The 18813-nt window shown below is 48.5% G+C and carries 17 protein-coding genes; 5 read left to right on the top strand and 12 right to left on the bottom strand.

The window, feature by feature from the left end; genetic code table 11:
- Nucleotides 1-184: hypothetical protein (locus HP568_RS29555; RefSeq protein ID WP_217366716.1), on the top strand; the 184-nt coding region annotated here is incomplete at its 5' end.
- 106 nt (nt 185-290) lie between these two features.
- On the opposite strand, the gene HP568_RS22230 is transcribed toward HP568_RS29555, so the two are convergent.
- The 10 genes from HP568_RS22230 to HP568_RS22185 all read right to left on the bottom strand — a co-directional run bounded on the left by HP568_RS22230 (nt 291) and on the right by HP568_RS22185 (nt 12471).
- The gene (locus tag HP568_RS22230; protein ID WP_173630252.1) at nt 291-1076 is read right to left on the bottom strand and encodes a 3-hydroxybutyrate dehydrogenase; all 786 of its coding nucleotides are present in this window, start codon (nt 1074-1076) and stop codon (nt 291-293) included.
- A gap of 46 nt (nt 1077-1122) precedes the next feature.
- Nucleotides 1123-2505 (bottom strand): GntP family permease, encoded by a 1383-nt coding sequence (locus tag HP568_RS22225; protein WP_048036091.1) that lies wholly within the window; start codon nt 2503-2505, stop codon nt 1123-1125.
- 404 nt (nt 2506-2909) lie between these two features.
- Nucleotides 2910-4280 (bottom strand): sigma-54 interaction domain-containing protein, encoded by a 1371-nt coding sequence (locus HP568_RS22220; protein WP_173630251.1) that lies wholly within the window; start codon nt 4278-4280, stop codon nt 2910-2912.
- A gap of 113 nt (nt 4281-4393) precedes the next feature.
- Nucleotides 4394-4780 carry an MmcQ/YjbR family DNA-binding protein gene (locus HP568_RS22215; RefSeq protein ID WP_173630250.1) on the bottom strand — a complete coding sequence of 129 codons (387 nt, stop codon included), beginning with the start codon at nt 4778-4780 and terminating at the stop codon, nt 4394-4396.
- Between the two features lie 31 nt (nt 4781-4811).
- Complete coding sequence (locus HP568_RS22210) at nt 4812-6038, bottom strand: MFS transporter (protein ID WP_048036088.1); 1227 nt, start codon at nt 6036-6038, stop codon at nt 4812-4814.
- 277 nt (nt 6039-6315) lie between these two features.
- Complete coding sequence (locus HP568_RS22205; RefSeq protein WP_173630249.1) at nt 6316-7656, bottom strand: alpha/beta hydrolase-fold protein; 1341 nt, start codon at nt 7654-7656, stop codon at nt 6316-6318.
- A gap of 9 nt (nt 7657-7665) precedes the next feature.
- On the bottom strand, nt 7666-8685 hold the full coding sequence (locus HP568_RS22200; protein ID WP_173630248.1) for a FecCD family ABC transporter permease: 1020 nt from the start codon (nt 8683-8685) through the stop codon (nt 7666-7668).
- Entirely contained in the window at nt 8678-9685 is a 1008-nt protein-coding gene (locus HP568_RS22195) for a FecCD family ABC transporter permease (RefSeq protein WP_173630247.1), read from the bottom strand. Before HP568_RS22195 ends, HP568_RS22200 begins: the two co-directional genes overlap by 8 nt.
- 19 nt (nt 9686-9704) lie before the next feature.
- Nucleotides 9705-10709: an iron-hydroxamate ABC transporter substrate-binding protein gene (locus HP568_RS22190; protein ID WP_173630246.1), complete on the bottom strand. Its 1005-nt coding sequence runs from the start codon at nt 10707-10709 to the stop codon at nt 9705-9707.
- Nucleotides 10710-10821: 112 nt separating this feature from the next.
- Nucleotides 10822-12471 carry an AraC family transcriptional regulator gene (locus tag HP568_RS22185; protein WP_173630245.1) on the bottom strand — a complete coding sequence of 550 codons (1650 nt, stop codon included), beginning with the start codon at nt 12469-12471 and terminating at the stop codon, nt 10822-10824.
- Between the two features lie 180 nt (nt 12472-12651).
- Between HP568_RS22185 and HP568_RS22180 the strand changes: the two genes are divergently transcribed.
- The 4 genes from HP568_RS22180 (at nt 12652) to HP568_RS22165 (ending at nt 16922) form a co-directional block, all read left to right on the top strand.
- Complete coding sequence (locus tag HP568_RS22180; RefSeq protein WP_173630244.1) at nt 12652-13341, top strand: response regulator transcription factor; 690 nt, start codon at nt 12652-12654, stop codon at nt 13339-13341.
- The gene (locus HP568_RS22175; RefSeq protein ID WP_173630243.1) at nt 13338-14744 is read left to right on the top strand and encodes a sensor histidine kinase; all 1407 of its coding nucleotides are present in this window, start codon (nt 13338-13340) and stop codon (nt 14742-14744) included. The genes HP568_RS22180 and HP568_RS22175 overlap by 4 nt, the downstream gene beginning before the upstream one ends.
- An 86-nt stretch (nt 14745-14830) precedes the next feature.
- Nucleotides 14831-15898 carry a PD40 domain-containing protein gene (locus HP568_RS22170; RefSeq protein WP_173630242.1) on the top strand — a complete coding sequence of 356 codons (1068 nt, stop codon included), beginning with the start codon at nt 14831-14833 and terminating at the stop codon, nt 15896-15898.
- A gap of 10 nt (nt 15899-15908) precedes the next feature.
- The gene (locus tag HP568_RS22165; protein ID WP_173630241.1) at nt 15909-16922 is read left to right on the top strand and encodes an ATP-binding protein; all 1014 of its coding nucleotides are present in this window, start codon (nt 15909-15911) and stop codon (nt 16920-16922) included.
- Nucleotides 16923-17205: 283 nt separating this feature from the next.
- On the opposite strand, the gene HP568_RS22160 is transcribed toward HP568_RS22165, so the two are convergent.
- Together HP568_RS22160 and HP568_RS22155 are read right to left on the bottom strand one after the other, a co-directional pair.
- Nucleotides 17206-17721 carry a DinB family protein gene (locus HP568_RS22160; protein WP_048036078.1) on the bottom strand — a complete coding sequence of 172 codons (516 nt, stop codon included), beginning with the start codon at nt 17719-17721 and terminating at the stop codon, nt 17206-17208.
- Between the two features lie 84 nt (nt 17722-17805).
- Nucleotides 17806-18771: a helix-turn-helix transcriptional regulator gene (locus HP568_RS22155; RefSeq protein ID WP_173630240.1), complete on the bottom strand. Its 966-nt coding sequence runs from the start codon at nt 18769-18771 to the stop codon at nt 17806-17808.
- Between the last annotated feature and the right edge of the window lie 42 nt (nt 18772-18813).

Raw genomic sequence — 18813 nt, 5'->3', positions numbered from 1 at the left:
CTGGTTCAAAGCTGGCAAATCATTTAATGATAGACTCATTAACGCTTTCGCTATTCAGTTTTCAAAGAGCATTTTTGTCGAACGCTTTATATCTTATCACGTTCGTTACTTGCGAGTCAAGAAGTTTTTTATCGAATCTCGTTTTCTTTTCTCGTATTTTGTCGTCGTTCTTGGCGACAAGTAATAATCTATCACATAGAAAAAGAGAATACAAGACCTTTTTTACTAGTTTTTTAAAAAAAGATAGCGAAATTAAAAAAGCCCCTATAAAAACAGGGGCTTTAACAGGCTTACTGGGCTGTATACCCACCGTCAATGACGACAGCCTGACCCGTGACGCCTGACGCTTTCTTGCTAGCTAAAAAGGCAGCGTAGTTCGCTACTTCCTTTACTTGCAGCAGTCGCTTCTGTGGCACCAGCGGGTAGATGACTTCTTCCATCACCTTTTCCAACGGCACATTTCTTGTCTTAGCCAAATCCGCTAATTGGTTTTGTACCAGCGGCGTATCGACATACCCCGGACAAATGGCATTTACCGTAATACCAGCCGCTGCTCCTTCCAGGGCTGCAACCTTGGTAAGCCCGATGACTCCGTGCTTGGCACTGTTGTACGCTGCCTTTCCCGCAAAGCCAATCAGGCCGTTGATCGAAGCCATATTGATGATACGGCCATGACCTTGTTGCTTCATAATGGGGAACACGTGTTTAATCGCAACAAAAGGCGCTGTCAGCATAATACCGAGCATTTGTTCAAATTTTGCAGTCGGAAACTCTTCTATTGGAGAGACAAATTGCAATCCGGCATTATTCACTAAGATATCGAGTCTGCCAAAAGTCTTGACTGTCTGCTGGATGCACTCCTGCATTTGTACCTCGTCGGTGACATTACAGCCAAAACTGATTGCTTCGTGCCCTTCCTTTTGCAATTGGGCTGCTGCTGCTTCCGCTAATTCCCCATTCAAGTCCAGTATGACGACTTTCGCCCCTTCCTCGGCAAACGTCCGGGCAATCTCCAATCCAATTCCGCTCGCTGCCCCTGTTACTATTGCTACCTGCTGCTCCAACAATTTCTCCATACCCTAGTATCTCCTCTCCTGTTCCTCATTTTCTCTGTCTATAAAATTAGAAAATAGAAACGGCAAATGCCAGAATGAATACGACAGCTGTTTTCAAAACCGTAATCGCGAAAATGTCTTTGTACGATTGACGATGAGTCAAACCAGTAATCGCGAGTAGTGTAATGACCGCTCCGTTGTGCGGCAATGTGTCCATACCACCGGAAGACATCGAGGCAATACGATGCAGCAACTCAGGGCTGATTCCCGCAGCATTCGCCATCTCCAGGTATTGCTTGCCCATAACCTCCAGCGCGATCGACATTCCTCCCGACGCTGAACCTGTCACACCTGCCAGTACGTTTACAGCCAGTGCCTCAGAAACCAATGGATGATCACTGGCTCCCATAATCCAGCCTTGGATGAGCTTGAAGCCTGGCAATGTTTTCACAACGTTTCCGAATCCAACTTCGGAGGCAGTATTGAAGATCGCCAAGAGAGAGCCCATCGCGGCAGCAGTCAAACCACTAGCCAGCTTGTTTTTGACTTGCTTCACATTGATTAAAAGCGCGGCAATAATTCCAAGACAGAGCGAAATAATCAGTGACCAAGAAGATACGACGTTTTTCACTTTCTCAATTTTAAATGATTCTTTGAGGATCGCTGGATCGTACCACGTCTCTACTGTCCAAATCCCTCTACTGAACATATAGTTACCCACGAGCACCAACGCCAACGGCAGAATCGCGACCCAGATGTTCATGTAGGATTCATTTTTGATCAACTCCGGCTCATTCGTATGTCCCTCGCCGTAGCCTTCCCCAGCAGCGACAGCTTGCTTGCGTCTGCGCTCCAGCCATAGCATCCCGCCAATGAAAACCATAATGGCGCCAATCGTTCCAACAACAGGTGCAGCATAAGCATCCGTACCAAAATAAGTCGTAGGAATAATGTTTTGAATTTGTGGTGTACCCGGCAAGGCATCCATCGTATACGTAAAAGCCCCGAGCGCAATCGTTCCTGGAATGAGACGCTTCGGAATATTGGCTTCACGGAAAATCGCGGCGGCAAACGGATACACCGCAAACGCCACAACGAACAGGGAAACCCCGCCATACGTCAAAATCGAACATGCCAGAACGACAGCCAAGATCGCACGATTAGAGCCAAGTGCCCTTACAATCGTGTGGGCAATAGACGAGGCAGCACCGCTCAACTCCATGACTTTTCCGAAAATGGCACCCAGTAAGAAAATAGGGAAGAATGATTTCACATAGTTCGCTGCATTCGTCATAAAGGTTTCGGTGTAGCTCGGCAACAAAGAGATCCCGGAAAGGACAACGGCCAGCAGCGTAAAAATAGGGGCAAATACGATAACAGGATAGCCCCGATATGCAAAAAACATCAGGAGACCGAGCGAAATCAAGATGGATAACACTTCGATGATCATATAATTCTCCTTTCAATTTTCTCCTCTCGTTACAGAGGAAATTCTGTGTATTCACTTGAGGAAAACGCTTTCATACTTACTCAATTGCATGGACCATGCCAACTCCAACCGATTCCAGAAAAATCGTTCAACCATACCCGTTCATCGTGTCTGGACTGTTGGTAAGCAGATGATAGCGCTTGCAGTTTTTCCGGATTTCCGGAAATTTCTGTCCGGTTTTATGGAATCTAGCAAAAATCTGCCCACCTTTTCGGGAATTTGCTCACGGAAGGCTACTGGGTTTAAGCAGAATTTCACCTTGCTCTATTCCAGAAAACCGGAATCTACCAAAACGTTGGTCCTGTAGATGAAAAAAGCCGCGAACCTGGCTCAACGCCACATCCCCGACTTATACACGCCTCGTACTACTGATACTTCTCCCACTTTTCGTAAAAGGTGGACTTGCTGATTTGCAGCAGCTTGGCGGCGGTAAGCTTGTTGCCCCCTGCTTGCTGCATCGCTTGGCGAAGTGCTTCCTGCTCAGCCTCTTCCAAGACTTTTTTCAATGGCCGAACAACATGAGTTGGACTCGACAAGGACGCGAGGGCCCCTTCGTCAGATACAGGCAGCCAAACATGCTCCTTTTTCAGGACATCGTCTTCGAGTAGATGAAGGGCTCGTTCCAGCACGTTTTTCAACTCCCTTACATTGCCTGGCCAGGAGTAGCCCCGAAGTACGTTCCACACCTCTTCATCAATGGCCCTGACCACAACGCCAGTGGAATCACCAAGCTGTTTGAGCAGATTCGAAACCAGCTCTGGCAAATCCTCCAGACGCTCGCGCAACGGAGGGATCGAGAGTGACACGACATTCAACCTGTAATAGAGGTCCGCCCGAAACTTCCCTTCCTTGATGCTTTGAAGCATGTCCGAATTCGTGGAAGCGATCACCCGCACATCAATTGGCGTCGTCCGAACAGCACCTACCCGCTCTACTTCTTTTTCCTGCAAAACACGCAGTAGCTTGGCTTGCAGCGGCAACGGCATGTCCCCGATCTCATCCAACAAAATGGTTCCATGGTTGGCAAGCTCGAACTTTCCTTTTTTTCCGCGGCGAACAGCTCCGGTAAACGCACCTTCTTCATAGCCAAATAGCTCTGATTCCAGCAAAGAATCCGGAATAGCGGCACAATTCACCCGAATGAATGGCCCCATTTTCCGCTTGCTCTCGGCATGAATGGCGTGGGCAAATAGCTCCTTGCCCGTCCCGCTTTCCCCTGTGATGAGCACAGTCGAATCGCTTTTCGCAACTTTCTGAGAAAATTTTTTAAGCTCCTGCAGCTTCTGGCTGTACCCAACGATTTGGTCAAAATGATAGGTAGCCCCCATCCGCCGCCGCAGCTCTTTCTTATAATAGGTCAGCTCATCCTTCAACTGAGCAACCATCGCAGCCAAAGCAGTAAGCTCCTGCACATCCTGGAACAGCACCGTTCCCAGAACCGCAATCACTTTTCCTTCGTCCATGATCGGGATGCGATGCGCAATCATGTTCTGTCCTTTTATTTGCTGAATGTCGGCGATCTCGGCAACACCCTCCTGACCGACAATATGCATCCGCGTGTTTTCGATGACATCCGTCACTGGCTGTCCGATCACGTCCTGTACATTCAGAAATTCCCGATAGCTCCGATTCAATAAGAGTATTTTTCCGTCCTTGTCTGTTACGATCATCGGTTCATGGGCATTTTCAAAAACGACCTCAAGCAATTTGCTCATCTGCTGGAGATTCCAATCCAAAACCGGCTCCCCCTTTGTCTGAATGCTGCTGTGTCAAACGTTCGCTCACTACTCGTTACGCTAAAATTATACAGGAACGATCAGGGGAGGTGTGCTTTTTCATAAAGGCTGTGTTATCGAGGCTGCTCTTGTAATTGCTTGACCAATCGCTTGGGAGCCGCGCACATATAGCCTTCCCGTATGTAATCCTCGATTTCACCATAGCTAGTCACGTTTTTGTCCAGGATCGAAACCCAGCCGTGATGTCCGATGTATGGCGTCTTGTAAAAATGCTCCTGCGCAAGCAAAATCTCTTGAGTCGTCTTCAGCACCTTCACAGAAAGGGAGGGGCCTTCAGTGCCCCCCTCTCCCAAAATGACAAACGGCTTGTCGTTTACGCGAAACGATGTATGTCCAAAAGCGTCTACCTGCTCCGTTACTTCTGGCAACCGAATCGCCAGCTCGCGAACAGCAGCTACCATCTTCAAACCTTCTATAGAAGAAATCTGTTCGTGCACCATCTGGTCCAAGCCTCCCTTTGCTACCAAACGCTTATATACCAGTCTGTTCTGTACTTTGCACCACGTTTCCTTCCCGCATACGATAAAGCGGCAAAATAAAGCTAAGACCAATGATCATCAGGAATGCAGCGATCCCGTATATGACTGCGAGCGGAAGATACAGCTTCAATACCCCCGTAATACTCATCATGACAACCATGGAGCCTGTAAACAGCGGGGTTAGTATTCCATTCACCCGACCAATAAAGGTACTCTCTGTGTTTTTAAGCAGCATCGTGTTGATCCCAATTTGAATGGAGGGCAAGAGCAATCCCGCGATGAACTGGGCAACAAGTGTCAGCCACAGATTCGCAGACATCCCGCAAATCGCTACTGCGACTGCATTTCCAAGAAGCCCCATGACTAATAACTTTTGCGGTGGAATCGTTTTGGCAGCTGCCATCGTCATGGCCCCTCCAGCAATCATCCCCACACCTTGGGCAGTAATTAACCATTGCAAGCTTTCTTTCGGCAATTGCAGTTGTTCGGTCACGAGAAAAATCCCAAGCGGCTGAATCATTCCCAATGAGAAACCCACAGCCAAAAAGCAAAAGCCAAGCATTGACAATACGCGACTGGAGAAGACATAACGAATCCCGCTGACCATCTCCCCAAGCAGTGCCGTTTCTTGCTGACCTTCTTTCTCGACACGATCTGGCGGCAACAAATACAGGACACCGGCCGCAGAGAGGAACGCAACTGCCGTGATGACCATGGCAATCTCCATCCCCCATTGCTGGAACACAAATGTACCGACGATCGGACCAAATACCATGAAGATCGCGAAAATAGTCTGATACGCGGACATTCCTACCTGAAGCTGTTCACCAGGTACATGCAGCTTGAACAGCTTCATTCCGGACGGTTGGGAAAACTGAGAGAGAATGGCTGAAATAAGCGTGGCAAAAAAAATGGCCTTCCACGAGCCGTAAACGAAGGTAAGCAGCACTCCGATAACCGACAGAGCACTGAGCAGCTCACACCAGACCATCGTTTTTCTCGGTTTCCAGCGATCAGCAAACGTACCAGCAAGAAAGGAAAACAGAAAGATTGGCGCATACTCCGCCACAGAAATCATGGAGACAGCGAACGGATCGCCTCCTGTATGATCCATCACATAGAGCAGAATCGCCATGTTGCGCACCCATACTCCGATTTGCAACAGGAATGCTGATAACAAAATAGCCCTGACATAGCGGTTTTTCAAAACATTTGACATAAAAAAGCCTCCTTATCCATTGCGATCTGGACAGGAGGCTACGCATATTATCGTCAAAAAGACATAGAAACCCTTTGGTGAGTCTAAAAAGGATCTACCATCTATTCGCCAATATGCACATACTACCCCTATCCAAAAACGCATCGATTTATCCGATTGGTTTTGTGGAAATAGGAGTTAGCAGATCATTGGCTTAATGGTCACCCTTTCTTGTAGAATGAACCAAGGGTACCACAAAAAGTAATCTTGTGACAAGAAAAATTCACTTGATCTTGTCCTATGCCTTGTCGACAAGTGTGATGCGCTCTGTTGCAGGAATACGCGGCTGAGCGCCAGGAATCGCGGCTGGATAACCGATATGCAGGTTCCCCAGCACTTTTTCTCCTGGTCGAATGCCCATCGCTTCACGGAATTCCTGCTCGTGAATCCATGGGTACGTCTCCCATGTCAAACCAATGCCTTTTTCCCACGCCAGCAAGCTAAAGTTATGAATAACAATGCTGGTCGAAGCGAAATCGTCCTGACGCGTAATCAGGTTCGGACTTTCTTCCATGATGACCGTCATCAGCATCGGGATCGCCATGATTTTATTGTAAAACTTCTCGCCTACTTCTTTCTTTTTCGCAGGATCAATCTCCCGCTTTTCCTTCATGATCCGCACGGCTTCGGCGATTCTTCTCTTACCTTCCCCGTATGTCACGATAAAACGCCACGGCTGTGTCATGTGATAATTCGGCGCCCACACGGCTGTATCCATCAGTTCAGTAACCAACGCAGGGTCTACCTCACGATCTGTAAAGCGATGAATCGAGCGGCGCTCTCTAATCAATTTGGCCAGTTCCATTTCTGTCTCCTCCTTCTCATTCCAGAGCCATTGCAACGCCCCCGGAAATCTGGCGTTTGCACATTCGCTCAAATGATCCGCCCCTTCGTCAATGAACAGGGCGAGCTGATCCGCTGTAAAGCCGCTATCAGCCAATATCTGATGCGCTTCTTTTGTCAGCGGCACCATTTGTTTCTGGATGTTTTGTTTTTTGGCACCTTCCTTACTGCCAACATCCATGTAGATGCGCAGCTCGGGATGGTACATTTTCTTTTCCTGCATAAACGGAACCATGCCCTCATACCAATACGATCCCGAAATGCTGCCGATTTTCGTGAAAACATTCGGATATTGGTGCGCTGCGTACATCGAGATCAAGCCACCAAGCGAAAATCCGATGATCCCTGTTTTTTCCGGCCTAGGGTCTGTCCTGTACTTGCTGTCGATATACGCCTTACATTCATTGGCGACGTAAGAAAGATATGCATCTCCTTGCCCGCCAAAATCAATGTTCCGCTCAGGCGAGATCGATTGGGAAAACCAAGGTGTATAGTCATCCCTGCGGTTTTCTGGTTGGATGCCGACGAGAATTAGCTCAGGAATTTTTCCCTCTGCAAACTTTTCTTCAATTACATCGAGTGCAGTACTAAAAGCAGGATCAAACAAGTCACCGCCATCATGGACATACATGACGGGAAAACGGGATGTACTCTTGTCATAGGATGGCGGCAAATATACGAGCAGTGCTCGGTGATGGCATACGTCTGCAAACAATTGTCCCTTCACAATTTGCACGTCCCCTCTTTATTTTTTTCTTCTACTCAGTAGATAGAAGAAATACGGTACACCGATGATGGAAATGACGATACCCACTGGCAGTTCAATGGGTGTGAACACTGTTTTGGCGATAAAGTCCGCTGCCACGACCATGAGCATCCCGATTGTTCCCGACAAGGGAAGAACATACCTGTGCTGGATTCCCGTCAGACGCTTCGCAATATGCGGTGCCATCAAGCCGACGAATCCGATGCCTCCGGAAACTGAGACGCACGCGCTCACGATCCCGATACTCGACAGCAGGAGAATATTGCGCTCCTTTTCCACAGACACACCCAGATTTTTGACGGACTCCTCGCTCAGTTGAAGCAAATCGAGAATATGCACCTTGCGCATCAAAACAGGAATGAGTATGACTAGCCATGGCAGCATCCCTGCAATATGCGTCCAGTTGGCACTCCAAATACTTCCCGAGAGCCATACGGTTGCCATTTCAAAATCGTTGGGATTCATTTTTAACGAGAGATACAGTGACACGGCACCCAATCCAGAGCCAATAGCGATCCCCACGAGAATCAGTCGTTGTGGGTCAAGCGCCCCGTTACGCCAGGCGAATAGATAAATCAGTCCAGCCGCAAGCAATCCGCCTGTCAAACCGAACAAAGGCATGGCCATGATGGAATACCAGCTCGCCTCCATGAATTGCCCACCGAAGAAAAACATAAAGGCGACGATAGCGGCTCCTGCCCCAGCGTTAATGCCCAATATCCCCGGATCAGCCAGCCCGTTACGGGTGATCCCCTGAATGACGGTACCAGCGACCCCCAAGCCAAAGCCGACCAACGCCGCAATAACTATCCGAGGCAGGCGAAAATCGAAAATAACCAAATCGTATTCCGCTACAGGATCAACACGCAATAACGTACGGATGACATCCATCACCGTCATGTCAAATACACCGTTGGTCACGCTGATATAAATCGCCAGCAAAATCAAGGCGATGTTGAAGAGAAATAGCAAACGAAATCTACCTTTTTGATTAGGCATGCTTTCCCCCTCCTCTCTTGTAAATCAAATAGAGGAAGAACGGAACGCCAATAAAAGCCGTTACCACACCGATAGGGGTCTCAAACGGACTGTTCATAAATCGGCTGAGAACGTCAGACAGGGCCAGGAAAATGCCGCCCAGCAATCCTGCACACGGAATGATCCATCGATAATCGAGACCTACCAAAAAGCGGGTAATATGCGGAATAATCAGCCCGACAAAAGCGATTTTTCCTGCCAACGCTACAGAAATGCCTGTCAGAATGACGACAGCGGTCGTTGCCAGCACTTTGACCATCACCGTTCTCTGTCCAAGACCGCGAGATACTTCGTCTCCCAAGGACAAGATCGTAATCGATTTGGACAAAAGAAGTGCGAGGACAATACCGACGATGGCAAAAGGAACCGCTAGCTTCACCAGCCCAGGCTCCAAGAGATGCAGCCTAGCATTGTACCAGAAGCTGACGTTTTGCGAGACTTGAAAATAAGCAGAAATTGCGGCTGAAATACTGCTCAAAAAGGTGCCCGTAATTGTGCCAATGACCGCCATCCCTACTGGCGTCAAGCCATTCGGCAACAGTCGGGAAAAAGCGAGAACCATCGCGACTGCGAGTGCTGAACCGATTAAGGACATGGTGATCATCGTGACACTCGTAGCGGATGGAATGAACACCATGCACAGCGTAACAGCAAAGACCGAACCGTCAGACACACCCATAATAGAGGGGGACGCGAGGTAATTCCTCGTCATCCCCTGCATCAACGCTCCTGATATCGCTAAAAATGCTCCGATCATGAGTGCGCCCAAAACTCTCGGCAAGCGAGAGTGCATGACAATTTGATGATCGACATTCCCTTCATCAAAGGCAAAGAAAGCTTGATAAATCGTCCCTGCATCAATCGACTTGGCCCCGTAATGAATGGAGAGCAAGATGGTAAGGAGGATCACCACTGGCGAAACAGCTAGTATGATCATGGAAGTTGCTTTTTTGGATTGCATAGCTTACCCTCGCCCACTTTTACTTGGCAGACAATTTTTCTACAGCCGCCTTCAGGAATTGTGTTTTACTCCAAGCAGTACCGCCTTGTGCGAGAGGATCAACCACGTTTACGTAAACATTGCCGTTTTTCACAGCATTCACGCTCTTCCAAATCGGGTTGTTCTGCAAATCTTCCAATGCGTTTGGCTTGTCTTTATTCTCGTCTGGAGAGAATTGAATGAACAGGTAGTCCGGGTTGATTTGGCTGAACTTCTCCATGGAGATAATTTCTTGTGCCTTCGCTGCTTTTACTTCATCAGGTGCAGTCAAACCAAGGTCTGCGTACAGAGCTGGATTGAAGAACACCTTCTCTGGATAGATGTTGATATTTCCTTGGCGCAGACGAATCACCAATACTTTTTTATCCTTCACACTGTCTCCCAATTTTGCTTTTGCAGCTTCAATCCCTGATTTATATTCATTGAGCGCTTTCTCTGCCTCAGCTTGTTTGCCAGTCAACTCACCCAGCAACTGCAGATTCGCTTCCCAGTTGGTCGAAATGTGGGAAACAGGGAAGGTAGGCGCAATTTTGTTCAATTTTTCAGCCATCTCGGGCGGGAATTTACTGCTTCCCAGAATGACATCAGGCTTCAAGGACAGGATGGTTTCCAGATTCGGTTGGATTTTTTCCCCGATGGATGTGGCTTCGCCCGTAATCGGTGCAAACATCTCCGGGAATTTACCGCCTACAGAAATCGCTCCTACCGGTTTCACGTTCAGTACCAGCGAATCTTCCATGGACTCCATGCTGCCTACAATGGCGATCCGCTCTGTTTTGCTAGGAACGGTGTATTCTTTATCCAAATATTTGATCGTGCGTGTCTCTGCTTTATTAGCTTCATCGGCCGGCTTTTCTGCTGTAGCTGTTGTCGCAGGTGCTGCAGTAGGTGCAGTCGTGTTATTCGCTGCTTCTTTTCCTCCGCCGCACGCTGTCAGAGCCAATGTCAGCGCTGCAATGCTCAAGCCTAGGTATATCTTTTTCATTCTTGAAAGACCCCTCTCAGAAATGTAATGTTTCACTCTAGATTAGTGATAACGATTATCATTCGTGATTATAAAACATCCACTCATGCCCGACCATGGACGAAATCCAGAATCAACATGGACGATCTCCTGAAAATAATCTCACACTCTCTTCCACGATCCGTTCATGAGCCGTTGCCGAGTATTCTCGCCAAGGGTCCGACATAATGAGATGCGCCCGATTGTTGCGGACTGCTTCGATCTCTTGCCATGGTCCCGATGCTTTCAAAGCTTGGAAGCATGCCAGCGTTTCAGCTTCTTGGCAAACCAACAGCAGCAAGCGATCTGGCGCGAGCGCAGCCACTTCCTGTACGGTCACAAGCTGGTCGTACTCGTTCTGCTCCGAGACAAAAGCAGGTTTGACTTGCAAATCCTGATAAAACACTTCATTCATACTGCGATTGCAGTGGACATAGAGCTGGTTTTTCAAAATCCGCACGATGAGTACCGTTTCATCGCCCAGAACGTGTTGAAGCTGTGCCCTGGCCCTCTTCACCTTTTTCTCGTACTCGCAAAGCCAATGATGCGCTTCCACGGACTCGCCCAAAAAGTCTGCCATAAGCTGAAGTTGTTCTTTCCACCCCCGCTCTTCAAAGGGTACATACAAGGTGGGCGCAATCTCGTCCAGATGCTTCTGTTCCTGCAAACTCGTCTCGTCCAAGCCAATGATGACGTCCGGCTTGGCATCGCGAAGCAATTCGATGTTGGCTTTCCAATTCTGATTAATTCGAAACGCGCTCAGATGTACCGGGATATCGTTGCGATAGCTGTGATGATAGTAAGCCGTCCATTTCGGATGCAAGGGTGCAGCGTAAGGAATCATTTTCAAAGCCAGCAAATGCCCGATGATGGTCGAGCCGTACGCCGCAATTTTTCGTTGGCGGCTTTTCATATAGAGAGTGGGTGAAACACCAACCGCTTTCTTGAATTTTCGACTAAAGTAAAACTCGTCGTTGTAGCCGACTTGATGAGCGATATCGCGCAGCTTGGCATGGGACTGCACCATCATCTGCTTCGCCCGGCTGATACGAAGCTCTGCCAAATAATCCATAGCTGAGATGCCATACGTTTTTTTGAACAGATCGACGAAATATTTTGGACTCACATCTGCGATGCGTGCCAGCTGTTCAATCGTCACATTTTCCGAGTAATGCTCTTCCATGTGTGCGCGTGCCCGCTCCAGCGCCATTCCAGAATCCGTGGATGAGAAGTGAGCATGCTTGACGATGTGGTACCATAGCTCTTGAAATGTGTGTTGGCCTCGGAAACGCTCGAGTGCCGTCTCTTGCTTCCAAAGATTCTGGATCAAATCACAATAGACAGGAAGTTGCCCTGCCGATTGAACAGAGATCTCTCCCCGAAAAGGAAACAGATGCTTTTCCCGAAGGGCTTGAAAGCGCCGATGCCTGTCTCTCGTTTCCATAAAGACATCAAAACGAAGCATGTACATCTCCAAATGATCAGCGGAATCAGGGACGATGCCAAACGTAAGCATAGGAGGACATACGTAAATCGCGTCCTGCCGCAATTGGTACTCCTCGTTCTCCAGTCGCAGGCGCCCCCGTCCCCCGGTTACTACCAGCAAAATATGCGAATGAGTGAATTGTTGGCGTAGTCGGTCATGTCCTTGAGCTTTGAGCCATGTAATGTCACGCAGCTTAAAAATGGCTTCTGCCATGGTCTTCTCTGTGAATTGTTGAACCAAGGCCTGTGTTTCGTTCATGTTCTCACCTCTGCCCGATCCTCTATGTAAATATTGATAATAATTCTCATTATCATCAATAGAGAAAGTATAACAAAAGTGACGCTTGCTTCCTATCAGGAATATTTGATCGATTTGAACCGATAACTTGAACGTGGTATGGTACGTACCAATAGAAAGGGACGACGGGAGGGAGTGTCCGTGGAATGCAAGGTTGTCGTCGCGGACGACGAGCAAACAATCGTGAGTGCGATTGCTTATGCGCTTGTGCGCGAAGGATTCCAAGTAGAAACAGCAACAGATGGCGAGGAGGCTTTGCGAAAAGTCGAATCGTTTCATCCCCATGTACTCGTACTCGACGTCATGATGCCGAAATTGTCGGGCTATGACGTATGTCGAAAACTCCAAGATCGAAAAGACATCACCATTCTGCTCCTGACTGTAAAAAACGACATCGTCGATAAACTTGTCGGATTGGAATTGGGAGCCGATGACTACATGACCAAACCGTTTGATCTGCGTGAGGTAGTAGCGCGGGTCAAAGCACTGTACAGACGTTTGGAAAAGAACACGGCTATCCAGCAAAAGGATGCGGTAATCGTTGGGGCGCTCCAGCTTCATTTGGAGCAGCGAACCGTTTTCTCCCATCAGCAAGAAATCGTACTAACCCCGAAAGAATTCGATTTGCTCGCTCTTTTGCTGACTCATTTGAAGCGAGTTTTTACGCGGGAAGAATTACTCGACTTGGTTTGGGGGATGGACTACGAGGGAGGAACGCGTACCGTGGATATTCATATCCAGCGTCTACGTGCGAAATTGGGGAGGGAGCATCAGCATTTGCTACAGACCGTTTACGGCTTTGGTTATAAAGCAGTGGGAGAACCATCATGAGACTTCGTCTGAAATGGAAGTTTACTTGGTTTCTCGCCGGTCTCCTGTTATTTACAGTGGCTGTATTGAGCAGCTTGGTTCTGCAAGGCGTTCGCAGCTACCAGCGTGAACAGATGGAAAATACGATGGACGGGCTGGCCCGTACCGCTCAAGTCAGGATCACACAGCAATACGTCACGGGTACGCCAATCCCCTCGCAAACGTTTATGAAAATAGAAGGTCAAAAACTGGCCATTGAGCTATCCGCAACGAGCCATCATCGCGTCATTTTGTACGACATGGGCGGTACTGCAGTCGGGGATTCTTTGCCGATGGCTGCCAGACCAGATGTACAAAGTCCTTTCACCTACGCCTTGCAAAACAAAATCGCTTATGTAATCGTGGGGGACACGCTGCAATACCTCTCCCCCCTCTCAGGTCCTGACGGGCAAATCGGCGTGATTCATTTTGAGTCGTCCCTTAAAGACCAGCTCAGCTTCGACCGAGAATTAGTCCTGCTGTTTTTGTACGTTGGACTGGCAGTGCTTGGCTTCGGCCTGTTATTTGGCTTGCTCTACATGAATCGTCATGCTTCTGCAATCAGTCAATTGAAGCGTGCGGCTGAACACATTCAGATGGGCCGTTATTTAGAAGCACCACCATTGACTCGCCTTGATGAGCTGGGAGATTTGAGCCATGGCATTTACGATATGAGTAAAGCCATTCAGGCAAACATTCATACCCAAAAGCAATTTTTCGATAATGTCAGTCATGAATTCAAAACGCCGCTTACCGCGATCAAGGCAAACGCCGACCTGCTGCAAATGTACGGAGATGATCCCGCTATGACGCACCAGGCTGGCACAGCCATTGCCGGTGAGGCCTCCAGATTGCATGAACTCGTGGAAAAAGCACTACAGCTATCCGCTATGGGGACCTATGCATTTGAGCATCGCCCTGAGCAGGTGCCACTGCATGAAATGCTGGAGGAGCTCTGTCTGCGCCTGCTGGGCAAAGCTGAAAAATCAGGGATTACGATTCACCGCGAGCTCGCCCCTGCTACGATTTGGGCAGATCCCAACAGCCTCCGTCATATTTTCCTCAATCTGATAGACAATGCGATCAAATACAATACGCAAGGCGGCTCTGTCACCGTGTGCACCCACGCTATGCACCAGCAGGTCGACGTCTTGATTCAAGACACAGGCGTTGGTATACCAGAAGAGGAACGAAAGCGCATTTTCGATCCGTTTTACACGATTTATCCCGATCGTGCTCGTCAAACAGGTGGAACTGGTCTCGGCTTGTCCCTCGTTAAACAATTTGTCGAGAGAGAGCATGGCAAAATTCGCGTAGAGAATGGTCCCAATGGACAAGGCACGACATTTATTGTCACTTTCGAAGCTCTTCGTTTACAAGTTTGAAACATGTCGAAATTTTGGTGAGATTATCTCCTCGTAAGATAGACAAACGGCACGAATGAACATATAGAAAGGAGGCACAAGCACTGATGCAAGAAAGACGGCTACCGAGGCATTTCATGATCCTTTTCGTAACAGCGTTGCTATTCTTGCTGACAGGATGTCGCTACAAGGCTGACGACATCACGATCATCGATCCCCCCACTACTGAGCAAGCCGCTTCTCTTGCATTGGAGCGAGTGGATCGACTGGATGGCGTTTACGCGCTTGGCTGGCTTTCGGAAACTGAGCTTCTGTACCGAACTGACTCAGAGACGGATGATGAATTGCACATACGTAATCTGCAAAATGGTTCAAGCAAGCCAATCGGTATAAAGGCAAAGGACACAGCCCAGCTCTCCCACGATCGTACACATGTGCTGCTAGCTGATCGCATCCATGCAGCGGTGGGTGATCTTACAACAGGTAGCACCCTGCCCTTGCAAATCGGTGAGGCCGACTTGTCTGGAATGATGGCTGATGCCAAAGGCTCCTGGGCCGATAACGGTACGTATGTCATGCCGATCGTGAAGCGATACGAATACGGAGTGGTGTTCATCGATCGGGGCGGCAGGGTCACCCCTTATACTTTGCCCACTACCAATCAACCTGTCCAAAAAGTCGCCAAGCATGGTGATCGTCTGTACTACCTGGATGCCAACAAACAACTGAAAATGACCGTTTGGGGCAGTCATGAGGAGAAGCTCCTGCACAGCAAGGTGATTGACTTTTCACTTTCCCCGGACGGTACGAGACTCGCGTTTGTATGGGAGACTGCGGTAGATGAGATCAGCTTGTCCATCACTGATTCCTTGGGCAGTAAGCCCGACCAGCCCATTATCAAAGGACGCCTATTGCAGCAGCTATCCTGGTCGCCCGATGGACAGCGGCTCGCTCTTTCGATTTTCAGCCTGTCCCAAGGTATGACGGGTCTCTACGTCATGGATGCCACAACCGGATTCATGCTCCGATTGTCTACTCATGCGAATCTGAACAGCGAAATCGTCTGGAGTCCGTCAGGTCAGCGGCTGTTCGTAAGCGATGGAGATCGCTGGACGCAAGACGCTCAAGTATCTACGATGATTTATCAACTGAAACCATTCAACATAACGGAGTGAAAATGAAGATATGAAACGATATGTTCTACCTTTTGTCTCTAGCCTCGTCGCGATTACTTTTGTAACAGGGTGCACCTCTGCCTCTGATCAACTGACGGTAAAAGACCCTGCCCCACCTGCGACTGAAAACACAGGTCAGTCTCCCGCTGATGCGACAAAAGGCGAAAAGCCTGCCGATGATTTGCTCAAGCAGTTCACCGTACTAGCTGCGCAAGCCAAGGAAGCGAATGAGCTAACTGCCTTTTTGGATCAGCATCTGGCGAAAACGGACACGAAAACTGCCGATCAATTATTTTTTGAACTTGATCAGTACTACGAAAAACATCTGCCTACGATAAACGATAACTTCAAGGCGCTCCTCGCCCAGCCGGGAAATGCGGATAAGCTGTACGCCCTGCAATACCCCTATGATTTCAACAAGCTAGAAGGCGATGACAGCTTCAAGCAATGGCTCCTCAATCAAACAGAGGGCGGACTCGTCTTACAGGCAACGAACGATATGTCCTTCTACTGGCAAGTGGATTACAAAGCACTGCAAAAATATGCTGCTTCGCTCGGTGAGGAAGGGAAGGACTACTTGTCCATTCAAGAAACAGAAACGGGCAAACCGTATTTGGGTGACGGCGGTTTGCAAATCACGCGGGCCGAGCTCGGACCCAGAATGGTTGAAGTCGAAGAGTATTTGGTCAACTACCGCAGTAGCCCACGTGCAGTGAAGCTTCGTACGCTCTATATCGACTATCTCAAAACATACTTGTCTGATTACCGTTATGATGCCATTGACGAAGCAACAATGAAGCTGCTCCCGGCCGTCAAGGAAGAGTATCAGAACTTTGCCAAGAAATATGAGGCTACGAAAACAGGACGGATCGTCAAGGATTACTTGAGCGAGGTCGCTAAAAATAATGACGTGATCTTTGAACCCGGCAAGTCTGGTGAAAGCATCCTTGGAGAACGAAAGCCGAACCTTAGTCAGTTCTTGAATGGGCTCGAGGTGCGAATTGCTCGGACGATGAATCCTTAAAAAACATGCAGTTTGCGTGGCTGTAGTGGAGGAGAGGGAACAGGAGAAAACGACTCAGCTTCTAGGGCCACCCACTGGGGGATTGACTGGCCGACTCCATGCAAAAAGCGAAACCGCGTCCAAAGTGGTCCAATCTGGAAATATCTCAGAGGTGGACGCTTAAGGGCGTGTTTCGCTTTTTGCATTACGTCTCGGACGGTGTCCCTAAGATCTTCGCTGTTTTCTCCTGTTCCCTCTACAAGCTGCTTGTTTTTTTCGGTAGTTGATAAAAGATGAAAAACCTTTACTGTTCTACCGCAGAAGTCTCGAACAAATAAAAAATGTAATCGGAGGAAGCTCCCGCGTGACCCATTTGTCTGAGCATGGCGGAGATATTGCCTCGATGATAGGTTCCGTGGTTGGCGATGTGCTGGACGATGTCGGCGTAACGAGCGTGAACCGTGCCCAATGCCGGGTGCGTATAAGGCGAGGTGTCATCCATCGAGATTTGCCCGAAGAAATCTCTGAACTGTTGGGCTGATTCGGCAAACAGTTTTCGCAGCTCGTGTACGTTTTTCCCTTTTAATTCCTGCAAGAGAACCCCTACTTTTTGTCCTACCTCTTCGTAGCTCTCCCCCTTCATGGCCAACAACCAAACATAATCCGTCTTGAGCATGTGAGCCAGCGTCTGGGTGATGGTCGGAAACACACTCGGGACCTCCTGCTCACTTACTCCCTCTGGTACCTCCTGCAACCGCTCGAATACCTTTTCGTTTGCCCATACATGATATTCGTACAAACGCAATGCTTCATGCTTCATAATCAATCTGCCCCCATTCCCTTTTTCCATCTCTTCTTTGCTTTCAATATAAATCAACTCTACTGACAAAAATGGTCAGTGAATTCAAGTCGACTGATAAAAATGAAATAAATCGGCAGCGATGGCAGCCAAACGCTCTTTTACAAAGGCTGGCTCTTCCACTTGAATGGATTTTCCGTATGGCAAAAGATAATGAGGAAGGATCGAATGGGCCATTTGCTCATCTACTTGAAAGATCACCTGTGCCTCGCTGCGCTCGATCACAGTATGTCCGAGATACCAATGCCTGCACAAATCAGCGAGTGACTGTGGTCTTCCTTTGACTTTGATCAAAATGGTGTTGCCCTGCTTGTCTGCTTCCGGTAGTAAATTCGAGAGAAAAAAATGCCGCGCAGAAAATTCAGGTGGGCGTTGAAAGTTGGCTTCTGTACGTTCGATCTCATAGACACGATCTGCACGAAAGCTGCGAATGGTATTACGGAGATGGCAATAGGCAACGATATACCAGTTCCCCTTCCAATAAACGAGTCCGTATGGATCGATATGACGCCTCTGTCTCGTTGTCTGGTAGGCTTTCTGATACTCCATCGAAAGGGTGTACCCATTGGCAACAGACAGCTCCAGCTCCTGTAGGGTAGATTCCAGAGAAGGATCAACAGGAGGCTGGATCACCTCGAAGCCGATACTATGTCGGTCAATCGCGTCACGCTGCTCTTCATTTGTGTAACGTTTTAGCTTGGAAATGGCCCTGTGCAAATCTGCTCCGAAGGGATACCCCGCCTCTTGGGCAAAAGCCGCTGCATGAATCAGGGCTTTTTGCTCGTTGAGATCGAAAAATAACGGAGCTTCATTGAAATGCTGAAGTAAACTATAGCCACCATTGTGTCCGGCATCGGAAATGATGGGTACACCGCTCGCACACAGTGAATCAATATAGCGATAAACAGTGCGAATATTGATCTCGAGAATCTCTGCCAACTGCTTGGCTGTCATTCGTTTACCGGTCTTCAACAGCCACAAAATGGAGAGCATATTATCGGCTTTGGACATTTTCTGATTCGCTCCCCTGAAAGAAATCTTCTTATTCTACTA

The sequence above is a fragment of the Brevibacillus sp. MS2.2 genome, assembly GCF_013284345.1.
Lineage (GTDB): Bacteria > Bacillota > Bacilli > Brevibacillales > Brevibacillaceae > Brevibacillus > Brevibacillus brevis_C.
The sequence above is the reverse complement of the archived record's forward strand: the minus strand, read 5'-3'. Positions and strand labels throughout refer to the sequence as shown.